Here is a 15,081-nt window from a genome sequence, read left to right on the forward strand (position 1 = left end):
TCTACCGCCACCTGCCCCGCCCTCAAATCACCGCTGAACAGCTCACACAAGCCGCTTGACGATCTATAGGAGCTTCCACAAAAATCCATCTCGCCTGCGACGACGGCAAAGGACGCCCGCTCGCCGTCCTCCTACGCCGGGCCAACGTCACGACAGCATCTGCGCCCGCTCTCTGCTGGAACGGATCCGCGTCCCCCGCATCGGCCTGGGCCGACCGCACTGCAAGCCCGACCGGGTCGTTGCAGAGAAGGCCTACAGCTCCCGCGGCTTCCGCGCCTACCTGCGTACCACGTTCTGGTCGTCCACGGCCCTGACCGCTACGCCGTCATCACGGAAATCGCCGCCCGCGACGGCCGCGTACTGCTGTTCCTCGACACAAGCACGCCGTCGACCGGCTCACCCGGCGTCTGCGGGCCAGCGGGGTGCACGCCGGGGCCCTGCACAGCGGCAAGTCCCAGCCACAGCGCACACGGACCCTGGCGCAGTTCAGGAACAGCCAGATCACCGTTCTGGTGGCGACCAATGTCGTGGCCCGTGGCCTGCACGTCGACGACCTCAATCTCGTGGTCAACGTCGACCCGCCCACCGATGCCAAGGACTATGTGTACCGGGCGGGCCGCACCGCCCGCGCCGGTGAGTCCGGCAGCGTGGTCACGCTCGTGCTGGCGGGCCAGCGCCGCGCGACGAGCCGCATGATGGCCGGGGCCGGCATCGAGCCGACCGTCACCAAGGTGCGCTCGGGCGAGGCGGCGCTGAGCCGGATCACCGGCGCCAAGACTCCCTCCGGGATCCGGCTCGACGGCGAGCCCGCCCTCCCCCGACCCAAGAACACCAACGCTCCCTTCCGCGGCCTAGGCACCAGCAAGGGCACCTCCCGCGGCGCCGGCGGCAAGTCCCGAAAGGCCGGCGAGGCCCGCAAGCTCGCCGAGGCCCGCAGGGCCGCCCTCGTGCGTCGCAACGGCTGAGAGCCGTTGCCCTGCCAGCCTGGCCACGGGATCGACAACCCTCGGCCCGGCCCGAAGCCGTCATGTGCGCCTCACCTATGAAGTCAACGCCTTTGGCCGCGAGAGGGATACCCGCCGAAACGGAGCAGAATGATGTTGCCGGTGCCTCGCACTGCGCCCAGCATGACAAGCTGTGCTTGCCCACCCCCGAACCCAGGAGGTCCCCATGACCGCAGAGCCCGTATCTACGGAAGGTTCGGAGCCGGCTGCCCCCGAGACGTCCCCTCTGGAGCCGGACAGCGACGGCAACTACGACCTCAAGCGCAAGTTCCGCGAAGCCCTGGCGCGCAAGCGCGGTGCGCAGGCGGATGCCGCTGATATTGCCGCCAAGTCCGATGCATCGAAGGTGCGTTCGGCGCACGGCCCGGCTGCGAGCCAGCGGTCGTTCAGGCGCAAGAGCGGTGGCTGAGTCGATGAGCCCCGCGATCTAACCGCTTCACCGGCACTCGCGCTATCTATTCGCGCGTCCCGTGCAGTGGCCCGCGACGTGCGCATGCCCGTGCGCGCGTCGCGGGCGGGGCGTAGCCGGGGGACTCGCCTGGGGGAATGGCCCAGATGCGGTTGGCTCGGGTCGGTGGCGCCGCCGAACTGGAATTCCGGGATGAGGGCACTGCCTTGTCCGAGGGTACGCGGCCGGTGTTGCGCGCCTTGCGTGCCCCTGTATCGCTGTGAAAAACGACTGCGGCTGTCGTCAGTTCCTCGGCGTCCGGGCCTGAGGTTCGTACGGCGGGCCACAGCACCGTCTCTTCCACGAAGGCATGGCTGAAGACCAGCTGCACCGCTTGCTTCAGAACGCGTTCCCGCTGGTGAAGGTCGTCGAGGGTCAGGTGCAGAGCCGTCAGCCGCCGTTTCCTCGTGCTCACGGCGTTGCCGCGCCAGGATGCTGCTGTTGCCACCGAGCTGATCGACGGTCTGGTCCTTGATGGTCTTCGATATGGCCGCTCCCGTGCGTGCGCCGGAGACGGGCCGTGACGCTTGCCGGAGCCACCCTGATCTCCACGCCCGCCCGCACCATCTTTTGGGGGAGCAGCCCTTACGCTGGGCGCGCCCCCAAAGCTTCCCGAAACGTTGCGCTCCGGCTGGGCCAAAATCTGTGCCCGCGAGCTGAGGTTTCACCGGGACAGGCAGACAGATTCTCTATCGCATTAAGTGGGGGTGGGATTCTTCACCGCACACAGGACGCTTCGGCGTGCTACTGTCGATCTCAGTTGCAGTTGTGGTTCCCAAAACTTCAAGTGCCCTCCGGGCGGCGCCTGTGCCACTGGAAGCACTTTTGTTATCCGGTCTTTTTCCGGGCGGGGTGATCATCGCGGCGACACGGGGTCCGTGCAGTGCGGATCCCGATGCACTGCCCCAAAGGAGAAATGACATGGCTGCTGGTACTGTGAAGTGGTTCAACGCGGAAAAGGGCTTCGGCTTCATCGAGCAGGACGGTGGCGGCGCTGATGTGTTCGCCCACTACTCGAACATTGCCGCCCAGGGCTTCCGCGAGCTGCTGGAGGGCCAGAGGGTGACCTTCGACATCGCGCAGGGCCAGAAGGGCCCGACGGCCGAGAACATTGTTCTCGCCTGACGCTGACTGTCGCATACTTGTAGCTGGAGCCCGCGTCCTTCGGGGTGCGGGCCCCAGCTACTCGCATTTTCCCGCAGTGGTTTCGCCTGCGGACGACAACCAGGAAACCCGTAGGCTCACTGCATACGGGGCATCCTGCAGGGGTGCACGCATCCATTCATAGCTTCATCGCGGCGGACGCCCGAACATTGCGTCCGCTTCGCGCCACTCATTCCAGCTCCTGTGCCGCACGGATTTTTCGTCGGTCAGATTCGCTGTCGCATTCCACCGGTCCATTCTTGCAATTCTCTGTGCTGCTGATCGCTGCGGGAATTCCTTGATATGTGCCGCATCGAGGAAGGTTCCGCATGAACCGCACACGCACGAACGACCGCTTCACCCGCACCCGTAACGGCAGTGCCGAATCCGGAAGGGGCGGCAGCCGATTCGGTTCGTCGGCCAGGAGCCGCTCCGGCGGCCCGGGCCGTTCCGGTGGTTACGGCCGCCGGCCCGCCGCGGTCCAGGGAGAGTTCGCGCTGCCCAGGACGATCACTCCCGCGCTCCCCGCGGTGGAGGGCTTCGCCGATCTCGACATGCCCGGGGCGCTGCTGGGCGCGCTCAGCTCGCAAGGCGTGACCGTCCCCTTCCCGATCCAGGCCGCGACCCTGCCGAATTCCCTCGCCGGCCGGGACGTACTGGGCCGTGGCCGCACCGGCTCCGGCAAGACCCTCGCTTTCGGGCTGGCGCTGCTGGCCCGTACGGCCGGGCAGCGCGCCGAGGCCAGGCAGCCGCTGGGGCTGATCCTCGTACCCACGCGTGAACTGGCGCAGCAGGTCACCGACGCGCTCGCCCCGTACGCCCGCTCCGTGAGGCTGCGGCTGGCCACGGTGGTGGGCGGAATGCCGATCGGCCGACAGGCGAGCGCGCTGCGCGCCGGCGCCGAGATCGTCGTCGCCACGCCGGGACGCCTCAAAGACCTCATCGACCGTGGCGACTGCCGACTGAACCAGGTTTCCATCACCGTCCTCGACGAGGCCGACCAGATGGCCGACATGGGCTTCATGCCGCAGGTCACCGCCCTCCTCGACCAGGTCCGCCCCGAAGGCCAGCGCATGCTGTTCTCCGCCACTCTCGACCGCAACGTCGACCTGCTCGTGCGCCGCTACCTCAGCGACCCCGTCGTGCACTCCGTCGACCCCTCGGCCGGCGCGGTCACGGCGATGGAGCACCACGTGCTCCACATTCACGGCGCCGACAAGCACACGGCAACCACCCAGATCGCCGCACGCGACGGCCGCGTGATCATGTTCCTCGACACCAAGCACGCCGTCGACGGCCTCACCGAACACCTCCTGAACAGCGGGGTACGGGCCGCCGCCCTGCACGGCGGGAAGTCACAGCCCCAGCGCACCCGCACGCTGGCACAGTTCAAGACCGGACACGTCAACGTACTGGTAGCGACCAACGTCGCGGCGCGCGGCATCCACGTCGACAACCTCGACCTCGTCGTCAACGTCGACCCGCCGACCGACCACAAGGACTACCTCCACCGCGGCGGCCGCACCGCCCGCGCAGGAGAGTCCGGCAGCGTCGTCACCCTGGTCACCCCCAACCAGCGCCGCGGCATGACCCGCCTCATGGCAGCGGCCGGCATCGTCCCCCAGACCACCCAGGTCCGCGTCGGCGAAGAGGCCCTGCACCGCATCACCGGCGCCCAGGCCCCCTCCGGCATCCCGGTCGTCATCACCGCACCGGTGGTCGAACGCCCCAAGAAGCGCGGCGCCACCTCACGCGGCCGACGCCGCCCTGTCTCGGCGGCTCGCCGTGCGCCCGTACGGCAGTCCACCGCCGGTGCGGCGGCATAGAACCCTCGTGTCAGGAAGCCCGCCCAACTTCGCAGGAGGCACCCTTTGACGCTGGACCAGACGCAGTTCCGCTCAACACGTACCAACGCGGTGCAGACGGCGGCCGATCCCGCGGACGCGGCCGGACCGCAGGTCTGGGAGGACATGACCGTGGAGGTGGCACTGTCCGTGATGGCCGCCGCCCGTACAGGTCAGCTGGTGGTCTGCGACGAGGACGGTATGTGCACCGGCCTGGTCACCCGGGACCGGCTCACGGCCGTTCGTGACGGTGCCGGATACACGGACCGGATCCGCCTGCGTGACATCGCCGACGTCATCGGGCCCTTCGCCTCGCCGCTGGCCACGAGGGCCGAAGCCGAGCGTGCGATGCGCTGCCGCTGGCTCGGGGCCCCGCCGGTGGTCGACGGACACGGCAACGCTCTGGGCGTCCTCGCCCTCTCTCGCTGAACCGCTGTCACCCCTACCCGGCCCCGTCTTCTCTTCTCCCTGGAGGCATCATGCGCTGTGTCATCGCTCGCTTCCCGTTCGACCTGACCAAGAGCGGCGTGGTGGAATCGATGAAGGGCATCACACCTGAGCTGGTCACCGGTGAGTTCGTCATCATCGGACGACGCCACTACCCCGCCAAGCAGGTCGGCCAGGTCGTCACCCGCCAGGACCGGCGCGATTTCAGCACCGGCGAAGTCCTCAGGGCCATGACCCAACTCGGCTTCACCTGCCGCACCCGCCCTGCCGCCGCATCTGCGCCCCTGGCCGACCCGTACGGGCCGGCTTCCGCAACGCTCGGCACTCTGCCTGTCCGCCTGACTTACGGACAGGTGTGAGCCGAACAGAGCAGTGAGGCCCCACCGGCGTGGGCGAATTCCAGGGGTCGTAGCAACACTGCGGTGAGTTGATCAAGCCGCGAGCAGTTTAGACAGACGCTCGGCTGGGGTCTCCCAGCCGAGCGTTTTGCGTGGGCGGCTGTTGAGTTCGGTGGCGGCGGCGTCCAGATCCTCGCGGGTGTGGCGGGATAGGTCGGTGCCCTTGGGTGTCGGGAAGTACTGCCGCAGCAGGCCGTTGGTGTTCCCGTTCGAGCCGCGCTGCCAGCGGCTGGGCGGGTCTCAGAAATAGACCGGGATGTCCGTGGTGATGGTGAAGGCGCGGTGGGAGGCCATCTCGATGCCCTGGTCCCAGGTCAGGGACCGCATCAGGTGAGGTGGGAGGGTCTGGACGATCTCGGTGAGCGCGTTGCGGACAGCGGCCGCGCCGTGGTCGCGTAGGAGGTGCACGAGCATCAGGTAGCGGGTGCTGGCGAGTGGACTGCGTTCGACCACGGTGCCGATGGCGGAGCCGTTGTTCTTGCCGACGATCAGGCCGCCTTCCCAGTGGCCGGGGACAGCCCGGTCGGCGGCCTCGGCGGGCCGTTCGCTGATCATGACCATGGGGTGCACGAACCGCACTCGGCGGGCCGCCGAGTGCCGGTGCGGGCGGCGTATCGCGCGTCCGGTCCGCAGGGCCCGGGTCAGCTCGCGCCTCAGTTCCCCGCGGCCTTGGTCGTAAAGCGCCTGGTAGATCGTCTCGTGGACCACGTGCATCTCCGACTGGTCGGGGAAGCGTGCCCGTAGAGCGTGGCAGATCTGCTCCGGGCTCCACCGCCGGGTCACGTGGTCCTGGAGAAAGTCCCGCAGCCTGGGGTTCTGGCCGATCTTGCCGGGCTTGCGGCGCGGTTCGCGGGCGTCCGCGCGGCGCTGGGCGGCGTACGGACGGTAGGGCCAGCCGCCGTTGGGCATGAGCGTGCGGTTGCGGCGATCTCCCGGCTTACGCTGGAGGGACTGCGGCCAAGCTCGGCCGCGACGGCCCGGACGGACGCCGTCTCCCGGAGCCGGTCAGCGATGTGGATGCGGGTCGGCCTCGGTGAGGTAGCGCGACGGGCCGACGAGTTCCCCAGGGTCAGCCGGGGGTTCGGGCGCTTGCCAGGGCAGCCCCGTGTCCACGATGGGCGGGGCTACCCTGTACCTCCCGGATGCCTGCCGGCCGTAGAGTCAACGCTTGCCGGTGCGGCGGTTGATGCCGATGATCCGGCAGGCTTCCGTGTTCCCTATTCCAAGATCCACGAGCCGAAGGTGTTCCTCCCGCTCAGGGTCCGACCTCCTGAGCCCCTGAGGCCGTCGATCCTTCCGGATCTCGAAGTCCATCGCACCCCTTGGACTGGGGTGTTGCGACGATCACTAGAACGGAAGCGCGCCGGTGGGGCCTCTGTGTGCCGTGGGTCGGTGAGTCAATGGTCGGAGTAGCTGAAGTCGCCCACGGTCCAGGCACTGACGTCCTCGATCGCGACGCGGTACATCCCGCCTGTCTCCGGGATCCCCACCGCCCCCTGCAGGATCCGGGCCACGTGGAAATGCAGATGCGTGGGCGCTCCGTCCTTCCTCGCGGGGTTGTCGAAGACGGCGGAGAACTCGCCCAGGTCGGCGGAGTCCGTCAGCACCTCGGACACCCTCTGCCTCCACATGGCTTCCGGAGCCAGCCGACCGGTGATGACAGCACCACTGGTGACCACGGTCAGGGACATCTGATTGCTCTGCCCGGACTCCACAAGGGCAGCTATCGCAACGAGCAGCTCGTCAGGCTTCGACATGGGATCGGATTCTATGCATCGGTCCGCACGGGCGGCTTGAACGATGGCGCAACCGGGCGAGACGGGTGCATACGGCTCCCCTGGTACCGCACGACAGGCCGGGGGTGCGCATGTGCGGCGGCTGCGAGCGAGGGGCGTGCTTCGAGGCATTGGGCGGCTGCCGTTTCGGCTGCCGCAGGTCTTCGATGAACGCTTGTGCGGTATCGCGTGCGTCGGCAACGGCCGCGTGGAACGGGGCAGCTGTGGCGTTGACGGACATTGTGTTCATCAGGGTCACCCTCGTCCGCGGATCGTTCATGCCCGGCCCTTGCCTACCCGACCCTGCCCCCGCCCGCCAACCCACCCGAGCCACCGTGCTCGCCGGAGGGGGCTGAGAAGCGCCGGTCGACGCGCCGCGCCGGTCGGCGCCGCCACGGGAAGCTCCGCGGGCGGCTCTGGGTCTCATCCGTGCGTCGGACCTGTGCTGCGGACAGCCCCCAGTAATCGCAGATCGGCTCAGCCGGAGACTTCATCGTCGAGCCGCAGTAAATCTATACTCGCTGGAGTAGACTTCGATGTCTCAGTGATTATGGTTTCTTTCGTAGACGAGATCGAGCAAGGCCCGGCAGACACGAACTGCCGGGCAGCAGTCCACGTATGACGGTGCGGTGGTGGAGTTCCGAAGCCAGGTTGTTGTGCGACGGCGACGGGACTGACGACCGGACCGGGTGGCCCGAAGTGATGAGGGGCCGCCGTGAGCAGGACCGCAGTTGACGCGGTTGCAGTACCAGTAGTACGCAGTCCCTGTTTGCAAGTGATTGGTTCCGAGGGAAGAACGGAGGAGTCGAGCACCATCAGGATCGCCCGGGCGGAAGACGCGAGCCCGGGTACCGCAGGACATCGATAGGTAGGTGGTCTCCGGTCACGCATCCGCGATCCCCGCACCCCCGCCGGAGTATCAGGCGACCGGGCGGACACAGAAGGCCGGCGCAGCACTAGGGTCGGCAGATGGTGTTGCAGTTCCTTCGGGGCCTTGGTGCCAAACGGCACCAAGGCCCCTCCACGCGTTCCGCAGAGAGGTGAGATGACAGCAGACGAGTCGCTAAGCCGTCTCGACGACGACGACTACCCCGCCTACACGATGGGCCGGGCCGCCGAGTTGCTCGGTACCACTCCCGGCTTTCTCCGCGCCATCGGCGAAGCGCGGCTGATCACACCACTGCGCTCCGAGGGCGGACACCGCCGCTACTCCCGCTACCAACTGCGCATCGCGGCCCGCGCGCGTGAGCTCGTCGACCAGGGCACCCCGATCGAGGCCGCATGCCGGATCATCATCCTCGAAGACCAGCTCGAAGAAGCCCAGCGCATCAACGCCGAATACCGGCGCACCGGCGGATCGTCCAGTCCACCGGCCGCAGCCTGAGGTGATCGGGCCCGCCGGTATCGGCGGGCTGTCACACCCGCGCGTGGCCGGGCTGCGGCGCGCAGAGATGATCCTCGTGTCCGAACGGCTCCACCGTCAGTAGACGGCGAGGGAGATGGCGATGTAGTGGGCGGTGAAGGCCGCCACGGTCAAGGCGTGGAACACCTCGTGGAAGCCGAACCAGCGGGGCGAGGGGTCGGGGCGTTGGACGGTGTAGACCACCGCGCCCGCGCTGTAGAGGAGACCGCCGGTCACTGTCAGGGTGACCACGGCCGCACCGCCGGTGTGCAGGAAGTCAGGCAGGTAACGCACCGGTGCCCATCCCAGGGCCAGGTAGCAGGGGGTGTACAGCCAGCGGGAAGCGTTGACCCACAGCACGCGGAAGGCGATACCGGTCAGCGCGCCCGTCCATACGATCCACAGCAGCAGGTTTCGCCGGTCGGGAGGGAGGAGGAGCACGGCCAGAGGGGTGCTGGTCCCGGCGGTGATCAGGAAGATGTTGGCGTGATCGAGGCGACGCAGGACGGCCTCGCCCATCGGCCCCCAGGTACCGAGGTGGTAGACGGCGCTCGTCCCGAACAGCAGCCAGGCGGTGACGGAGTACACGGTGCAGGCCAGGGCCGCCTGCTGGGTCCGAGCCAGGCAGACGAGGACGATGCCGGCGCTCACCGAGGCAGGGACCATCGCGGCATGGAGCCAGCCACGCAGCTTCGGCTTGACCGGCTCGACCAGGTCGGCCGCCCACTCGACCAGGTCGGCAACCGGGTGAAACTCCTCCCCGGCATTGCCATGATGTGATCCGCCGGAGAGACCGGCTACGGCGTCCCCAGACACAACTTCCCGTCCTGTCCCGTTCTTCTGGGCATCATCGGCAACCATCCGATCATGCTAAGAGCCTGCCCGTGACAGCGTCCGTCGAGGTCGGTCTCGCCACCAACTGGGCCCGCGGTGGCCGCCACAGGAAGTCACGCCGGGCGGGGGCCGGTCGTGCGGATGCGTGCCATGCCGTTTCGGGGGTATTCGTGCGCCATAACCGGGTTGCTCAGGATGAGGGTGGCGGTGTGCGCCCGGTGGTGCACGAAAACGAGGACCAGCCGCTGGCCCGCCGCCCGATACTGTCGGCCCTCGCCTTCGAGGCGGCGAACCGATCGCCGGGCCCGCAGCGCGGCCTGCCGCCTCCTGACCGACGTACAGGCAGTACACGGCATCCCGGTCTCCGACCGCGCGATGGGCACCGTGCAGCTGGCCGTCAGCAAGCTGGTCACCAACGCCTACAAGTACGCGCCAGGCCCCTGCCTACTGGACCTGGAGGTCAGCGAAAGCGCCGTCCAGATCAGCGTCTGGGACACCGACCCGGCACTGCCCGCGGCCTGCCCCGCAGACCCGGGCCGGGCCGGGCAGCACAACCTGGAGATCATCATGGCCGTGTGCCAGAGCTTCGAGGTGCGCCGCGAGCCGGTGGGCAAGCGAGTCAGGGCCGCCATCGTGCCGGCCGACGACCCCGGCGGAGATCCGGCCGGCCGCCTGCTGTGACCGTCCCTGGGCGCCGGAACCTGCCGCAGGTGTCTACCGGCCCGCCAGGTAGCCGGCGCCCCGCTCGGCTACCTCATGGAGAGTCCGCCGCCGGGCCGGTGGCCGATCCCGCCAGCCAACGCCCTCCAGGTCGTCGGCTGCCCACTGAGCAGCCTCCTCCAACGACCGCCGCCGCGGCCCCCTGCTGCGGCGAGCCTCCCGCCGTCGTTCATGGATGCAGGCCAGCCAGCCTCCGCGCGCACCGGAACCCTGCGGATCACTCACGGGACAAGACCATCCCATGGCCCGTTTGGCGCGTACCTCGGCGGCCCGGGGGCGGCGGCAGCCCTCAACTCAGGGCCGTGATCAATCTCAGCGCCAACGGCTGTACCGAGGTAAAGGCCGGTCTCCATTGGCGGTCATGCGCTGTCCCCCCACCTGGATCGGTTCTGTGCCTCCAGGCCCAGCATGTGGTTGCCGAGCCGGGAAGCAACCCGGGACAGCACTCTTCCGGGTGTATCTGCCGAAGAACTCCAGACACTAACCATGGAGAAAACCTGTCGTGACAACAGTAGACATTGGCCCGTAGCAGGGTTACTGTCTTTGTCGTACCCAGGAAGTCGAAGTGGGCACGGCAGACACGAACTGCCGTGCCGGCAGGTCAAGCAGGACACGGCCCAAGAGGGTCGTGAGCAGTACCCGCGGTAATCCAGCAGTATCACCGAGTAACCGAAGGTAAGGAGCGAGACGCCATCAGGATCGCCCGGGCGAGGAAGCAGTCCGCCCGGGTACCGCAGGCCCCGGATTGGAAGGTGGTCCCCGGTCACGCATCCGCGATCCCCGCAGTCCCGCCCTCCCAGGCGGACCCTGCGGACATACAAGGCCGGCGCAGTTCGCCGGTAGATGGTGTTGAAAGCTCGGGGCCCGGGTGCCAGTACGGTGCCCGGGCCCCCCGACGCGTCCCCCGGAAGAAGAGGTCTATGCCCCCTGGCAGTTCCCGCGCCGTCACCCCTCTCGATGACGACGACTACCCCGCCTACACCATGGGCCGGGCCGCCGACATGCTCGGCGCCACCCCCGCCTTCCTGCGCGCCCTCGGCGAACACCGCCTGATCACACCTTTGCGTTCCGAAGGCGGCCACCGCCGCTACTCCCGCTACCAGCTGCGCATCGCTGCCCGTGCCCGCGAACTCGTCGACCAGGGCACCCCCATCGAAGCTGCCTGCCGCATCATCGTCCTCGAAGACCAACTCGAAGAAGCGCAGCGCATCAACGAGCAAATGCGCACACAAGGCCCCGAGCCGCAGTCGAAGACCTCAGCCTGACCGGACGCCGGCACGAAGACACGGACGACGCTCCCGGCCCGCCACCGACTGGACCCCACCCTCGCCCCTGAAACGAGCGCCCCTTACTTCCACAGGGCAGGGACGCCGGCGATCACCACGCTGGGGTCCGTCTCTGTCCGAGACGGTTCCACCAGTCCCGGGCCGGAGCCCTGCCAGCGCGCCGGTTGCCCATCGGCGGCCTGCCAGGCCCAGTGAGGCACATGCTTGCCGTGTCGACATCCGTGCCGTCCCGCGCGCCTGGCACGATGGTTCTCATGCAGCCGCTGCCGGCTCCCTGCCCCGCCGACCTCATTCCCGACGCGACGGGGCATGCCGGCCTCGGCAGGCCGAGGAGCAGGACGCCGTCGTCGTCGCCATCGAGTCTATGGGCGAGCACCGGACGGCGAGGGCAGACATGATCACCGCCCCGCAGCGCGCCGTCGCCGACTCGGTGTACGACGCCATCCGCGCCGCGGTCATCCACATGATCCGCGCCGGCGAGATCCGCTCGGACTCCTCCGCGGGGCCGGTCTACTTCGTACTGCACGACGTGGCAGGCGAGAGCCGGGCCCGCGAACTCGCAGCCGCCCTGTACGGAAACCTGGCGCCGCTCGCCCGCGCGATGCCTACCGCATCCTGACCCGCCGCCTTCAGGACTCCAAGATCATCTCCTGGCGGCTTTTGAGCTCACCTTGGCTGGACCCCGCCTTGATCCCTCCCTGTCCTGCCGCCGGCGTCATCGGATCGTCCCCGGATACCCGTTGTGGTGCCCCGACCCTGTCGGGAGGAGGTAATGGATCACCCTGTCCCGCTCTCCGGGTACCGTCAGGGTATGAGTCATCCACACCCCGAACTGAAAGCCGCCCCGCCCCTTCCCGAAGGAGGGCTGCGGATCATCGCCCTCGGCGGCCTGGGTGAGATCGGCCGCAACATGACCGTCTTCGAGCACGCGGGCAAGCTGCTCATCGTCGACTGTGGCGTGCTGTTCCCCGAGGAGACCCAGCCCGGTGTCGACGTGATCCTGCCGGATTTCACCTCGATCCGGGACCGGCTGGACGACATCGTGGCCGTGGTCCTCACCCACGGCCACGAGGACCACATCGGCGGCGTGCCGTACCTGCTGCGCGAACGGCGCGACATTCCCGTCGTCGGCTCCAAGCTGACGCTGGCGTTCCTGGAGGCCAAGCTCAAGGAACACGGCATCCGGCCGCGCACGGTGCGGGTGCGGGAGGGCGACCGGCGTCGTTTCGGGCCCTTCGACTGCGAGTTCGTGGCGGTCAACCACTCCATTCCCGACAGCCTCGCGGTGGCGATCCGCACTCGGGCCGGGATGGTGCTGCACACCGGCGACTTCAAGATGGACCAGTTCCCTCTCGACGACCGCATCACCGATCTGCGCGCCTTCGCGCGCCTCGGCGAGGAGGGCGTGGACCTGTTCCTCACCGACTCCACCAACGCCGAAGTACCCGGCTTCACCACATCCGAGCGAGAGTTGAACCCGGCGATCGAGCAGGTGATGCGCACCGCGCCGCGCCGGGTCATCGTCTCCAGCTTCGCCAGCCATGTGCACCGTATCCAGCAGGTCCTGGACGCCGCCCACCAGTACGGCCGCAAGGTAGCCTTCGTCGGCCGGTCGATGGTCCGCAACATGGGCATCGCCCGTGACCTGGGCTATCTGAAGGTGCCGTCCGGTCTGGTCGTGAGCACGAAGGAGCTGGAGAAGCTCCCGGATCACAAGATCACTCTGGTGTGCACCGGCTCCCAGGGCGAACCGATGGCCGCGCTGTCACGGATGGCCAACCGCGACCACATGATCCGCATCGGCAAGGGCGACACCGTCCTGCTCGCCAGCTCTCTCATCCCCGGCAACGAGAACGCCATCTACCGGGTGATCAACGGACTCACCCGGTGGGGCGCCCACGTGGTCCACAAGGGCAACGCCAAGGTGCACGTCTCCGGACACGCCAGCGCCGGCGAACTCGTGTACTGCTACAACATCGTCAAACCCCGCAACGTGATGCCCGTGCACGGCGAATGGCGCCACCTGCGGGCCAACGCCGACCTCGCCATCCGTACCGGTGTCGACCCCGACCGGGTCGTCATCGCCGAGGACGGCGTCGTCGTCGACCTGATCGACGGACGCGCGTCCATCACCGGCAAGGTTCCCGCCGGCAACGTCTACGTGGACGGCATGGAAGTCGGCGGAGCCACCGAGGCGTCCCTGAAGGACCGCCTCACCCTCGCCGCCGAAGGCGTGGTGACGGTGGTGGCGATCGTCGACGCGGACACCGGCGCCCTCGCCGAGGCCCCCGACTTCCTGGCCCGGGGCTTCGTGCACGACGACGCCACCTTCGAGCCGGTCATCCCCGTCATCGAGAAGACCTTGGCCACCGCAGCCGAGGAAGGTGTCGGGGACGCGCGCCAACTCGAACAGCTCCTCGCCCGGGCCGTCGCCAACTGGGCGTTCCGCACCCACCGCCGCAAGCCCCTCATCATCCCCGTCATCATCGACGCCTGAGCCACACCCGGGCAGGCGTCTGGGGGCGGACGCCGATGTCCTCCCGTCCACACACCTTGTGACGTGTTTCCGATGACGCATCACGTGGAGTGCGTGGCGATTCTGGAGCCCTGCGGACAAGAGCGCCTGACCTCGGGTTCGTGAGCCAGGTGCTTGTAACAATCAGGCGGCGACGAGCTCCTGCTCACGGTCCGGCGTCTTGACCTCGGGCTTCTTGTTCGGCAGCGAGAGCCCGAAGACCTTGCGCCACGCGGAGAACACCTGTTTGGGCAGCGGTCCGGTGACGTACTCCAGCTCGTACTTCTCGAACAGCGCGCGCACCTTCACCGCGACCTCGGCGTACCGGTTGCTCGGCAGGTCCGGGAACAGGTGGTGCTCGATCTGGTGCGACAGGTTGCCGGTCATGAAGTGCATGGCCCTGCCGCCGCTGATGTTCGCCGAGCCCATCATCTGGCGCAGGTACCACTGGCCGCGCGTCTCGTCCTTGATCGACCGGCGCTCGAAGACCTGTACGCCCTCGGGGAAGTGTCCGCACATGATCACCGAGTGGGACCAGATGTTGCGGACCAGGTTCGCGGTGAACGTGGCGGCGAGCGTGGTGAGGAAGGAGGGGCCCGACAGCATCGGGTGGAGCACGTAGTCCTTGAGCACCTGCTTGCGGATCTTGCGGCCCACGGCCTTGGCCCGCGCGCGGAACTCCGGGTTCTTGTAGCGCCGCTTGTGCAGGTTCTTGCCGAGCTCCAGGTCGTAAGCTGCGATGCCGTACTCGAAGAAGCAGGCGTTGATGAAGTTCCACAGCGGCTGGCCGAGGTGGAACGGGTGCCACTTCTGGTCCTCGTCGACGCGCATGATGCCGTAGCCGAGGTCGTTGTCCTTGCCGATCACGTTGGTGTACGTGTGGTGCAGCTCGTTGTGGGAGTGCTTCCACTGGTCGGCCGGCGAGACGTGATCCCACTCCCAGGTGGTGGAGTGGATCTTCGGGTCGCGCATCCAGTCCCACTGGCCGTGCAGGATGTTGTGGCCGATCTCCATGTTCTCCATGATCTTCGCCACGGACAGTCCGGCGGTCCCGAGCAGCCACGCGGGCGGGAAGATCGAGAACAGCAGCACGCCCCTGCTGACCAGCTCGAGCTTGCGCTGCGCCGAGATGACCTTACGGATGTAGGCGGCGTCTTTCTCGCCGCGGCCGGCGATCACCTCGTCGCGGATCGCGTCCAGCTCGCGGCCGAGCTCCTCGATCTGCTCCGCGGTCAGGTGGGCGGTGGGGTCGATGGCGGTCAAGG

Annotated in this window: 12 protein-coding genes and 3 pseudogenes; 11 read left to right on the forward strand and 4 right to left on the reverse strand. The window is 68.1% G+C overall.

Annotated features, from left to right (window positions below):
- Nucleotides 1-285: 285 nt before the first annotated feature.
- The 6 genes and pseudogenes from LZ604_RS29320 to LZ604_RS29345 form a co-directional block, all read left to right on the forward strand.
- Nucleotides 286-965 (forward strand): annotated as a pseudogene (locus LZ604_RS29320) (helicase-related protein); the annotation flags it as partial.
- Between the two features lie 205 nt (nucleotides 966-1,170).
- Entirely contained in the window at nucleotides 1,171-1,413 is a 243-nt protein-coding gene (locus LZ604_RS29325; RefSeq protein WP_134028265.1) for a DUF5302 domain-containing protein, read from the forward strand.
- Nucleotides 1,414-2,373: 960 nt separating this feature from the next.
- Nucleotides 2,374-2,577 carry a cold-shock protein gene (locus LZ604_RS29330; RefSeq protein WP_234518787.1) on the forward strand — a complete coding sequence of 68 codons (204 nt, stop codon included), beginning with the start codon at nucleotides 2,374-2,376 and terminating at the stop codon, nucleotides 2,575-2,577.
- A 347-nt stretch (nucleotides 2,578-2,924) separates the two neighbouring features.
- Nucleotides 2,925-4,421 (forward strand): DEAD/DEAH box helicase, encoded by a 1,497-nt coding sequence (locus LZ604_RS29335; protein ID WP_234518788.1) that lies wholly within the window; start codon nucleotides 2,925-2,927, stop codon nucleotides 4,419-4,421.
- Nucleotides 4,422-4,466: 45 nt separating this feature from the next.
- Nucleotides 4,467-4,868 carry a CBS domain-containing protein gene (locus LZ604_RS29340; protein ID WP_234518789.1) on the forward strand — a complete coding sequence of 134 codons (402 nt, stop codon included), beginning with the start codon at nucleotides 4,467-4,469 and terminating at the stop codon, nucleotides 4,866-4,868.
- Nucleotides 4,869-4,918: 50 nt separating this feature from the next.
- Complete coding sequence (locus LZ604_RS29345; RefSeq protein ID WP_234518790.1) at nucleotides 4,919-5,245, forward strand: SCO5918 family protein; 327 nt, start codon at nucleotides 4,919-4,921, stop codon at nucleotides 5,243-5,245.
- 72 nt (nucleotides 5,246-5,317) lie between these two features.
- On the opposite strand, the pseudogene LZ604_RS29350 reads toward LZ604_RS29345, so the two are convergent.
- Nucleotides 5,318-6,598: pseudogene (locus tag LZ604_RS29350) on the reverse strand (IS30 family transposase).
- Between the two features lie 83 nt (nucleotides 6,599-6,681).
- The gene (locus LZ604_RS29355; protein ID WP_234518791.1) at nucleotides 6,682-7,041 is read right to left on the reverse strand and encodes a hypothetical protein; all 360 of its coding nucleotides are present in this window, start codon (nucleotides 7,039-7,041) and stop codon (nucleotides 6,682-6,684) included.
- 1,063 nt (nucleotides 7,042-8,104) lie between these two features.
- On the opposite strand from LZ604_RS29355, the gene LZ604_RS29360 reads away from it, so the two are divergent.
- Complete coding sequence (locus LZ604_RS29360; protein WP_234518793.1) at nucleotides 8,105-8,443, forward strand: MerR family transcriptional regulator; 339 nt, start codon at nucleotides 8,105-8,107, stop codon at nucleotides 8,441-8,443.
- A 96-nt stretch (nucleotides 8,444-8,539) separates the two neighbouring features.
- Here LZ604_RS29360 and trhA read toward each other — a convergent pair whose 3' ends face one another.
- On the reverse strand, nucleotides 8,540-9,277 hold the full coding sequence (trhA, locus tag LZ604_RS29365) for a PAQR family membrane homeostasis protein TrhA (protein ID WP_234518795.1): 738 nt from the start codon (nucleotides 9,275-9,277) through the stop codon (nucleotides 8,540-8,542).
- Between the two features lie 281 nt (nucleotides 9,278-9,558).
- On the opposite strand from trhA, the pseudogene LZ604_RS29370 reads away from it, so the two are divergent.
- The 4 genes and pseudogenes from LZ604_RS29370 to LZ604_RS29385 all read left to right on the forward strand — a co-directional run bounded on the left by LZ604_RS29370 (nucleotide 9,559) and on the right by LZ604_RS29385 (nucleotide 13,798).
- Nucleotides 9,559-9,976 (forward strand): annotated as a pseudogene (locus LZ604_RS29370) (ATP-binding protein).
- 959 nt (nucleotides 9,977-10,935) lie between these two features.
- Entirely contained in the window at nucleotides 10,936-11,280 is a 345-nt protein-coding gene (locus LZ604_RS29375; protein ID WP_234518797.1) for a MerR family transcriptional regulator, read from the forward strand.
- 385 nt (nucleotides 11,281-11,665) lie between these two features.
- Complete coding sequence (locus LZ604_RS29380; RefSeq protein WP_234518799.1) at nucleotides 11,666-11,920, forward strand: hypothetical protein; 255 nt, start codon at nucleotides 11,666-11,668, stop codon at nucleotides 11,918-11,920.
- A gap of 192 nt (nucleotides 11,921-12,112) precedes the next feature.
- A complete protein-coding gene (locus LZ604_RS29385) occupies nucleotides 12,113-13,798 on the forward strand; it encodes a ribonuclease J (protein WP_234518800.1) in 1,686 nt (561 codons plus the stop codon).
- A 162-nt stretch (nucleotides 13,799-13,960) separates the two neighbouring features.
- On the opposite strand, the gene LZ604_RS29390 is transcribed toward LZ604_RS29385, so the two are convergent.
- Complete coding sequence (locus tag LZ604_RS29390; RefSeq protein ID WP_234518801.1) at nucleotides 13,961-15,079, reverse strand: fatty acid desaturase family protein; 1,119 nt, start codon at nucleotides 15,077-15,079, stop codon at nucleotides 13,961-13,963.
- Between the last annotated feature and the right edge of the window lie 2 nt (nucleotides 15,080-15,081).

This window comes from Streptomyces glomeratus (genome assembly GCF_021462825.1).
GTDB classification, from domain to species: domain Bacteria; phylum Actinomycetota; class Actinomycetes; order Streptomycetales; family Streptomycetaceae; genus Streptomyces; species Streptomyces glomeratus.

What these genes read in the sequence shown, in the direction of transcription:
- LZ604_RS29355 (WP_234518791.1), bottom strand. Translation starts at nt 7,041, where the DNA reads ATGTCGAAGCCTGACGAGCTGCTCGTTGCGATAGCTGCCCTTGTGGAG.
- LZ604_RS29345 (WP_234518790.1), top strand. Translation starts at nt 4,919, where the DNA reads ATGCGCTGTGTCATCGCTCGCTTCCCGTTCGACCTGACCAAGAGCGGC.
- LZ604_RS29385 (WP_234518800.1), top strand. Translation starts at nt 12,113, where the DNA reads ATGAGTCATCCACACCCCGAACTGAAAGCCGCCCCGCCCCTTCCCGAA.
- LZ604_RS29335 (WP_234518788.1), top strand. Translation starts at nt 2,925, where the DNA reads ATGAACCGCACACGCACGAACGACCGCTTCACCCGCACCCGTAACGGC.
- LZ604_RS29380 (WP_234518799.1), top strand. Translation starts at nt 11,666, where the DNA reads ATGGGCGAGCACCGGACGGCGAGGGCAGACATGATCACCGCCCCGCAG.
- LZ604_RS29360 (WP_234518793.1), top strand. Translation starts at nt 8,105, where the DNA reads ATGACAGCAGACGAGTCGCTAAGCCGTCTCGACGACGACGACTACCCC.
- LZ604_RS29330 (WP_234518787.1), top strand. Translation starts at nt 2,374, where the DNA reads ATGGCTGCTGGTACTGTGAAGTGGTTCAACGCGGAAAAGGGCTTCGGC.
- LZ604_RS29325 (WP_134028265.1), top strand. Translation starts at nt 1,171, where the DNA reads ATGACCGCAGAGCCCGTATCTACGGAAGGTTCGGAGCCGGCTGCCCCC.
- LZ604_RS29375 (WP_234518797.1), top strand. Translation starts at nt 10,936, where the DNA reads ATGCCCCCTGGCAGTTCCCGCGCCGTCACCCCTCTCGATGACGACGAC.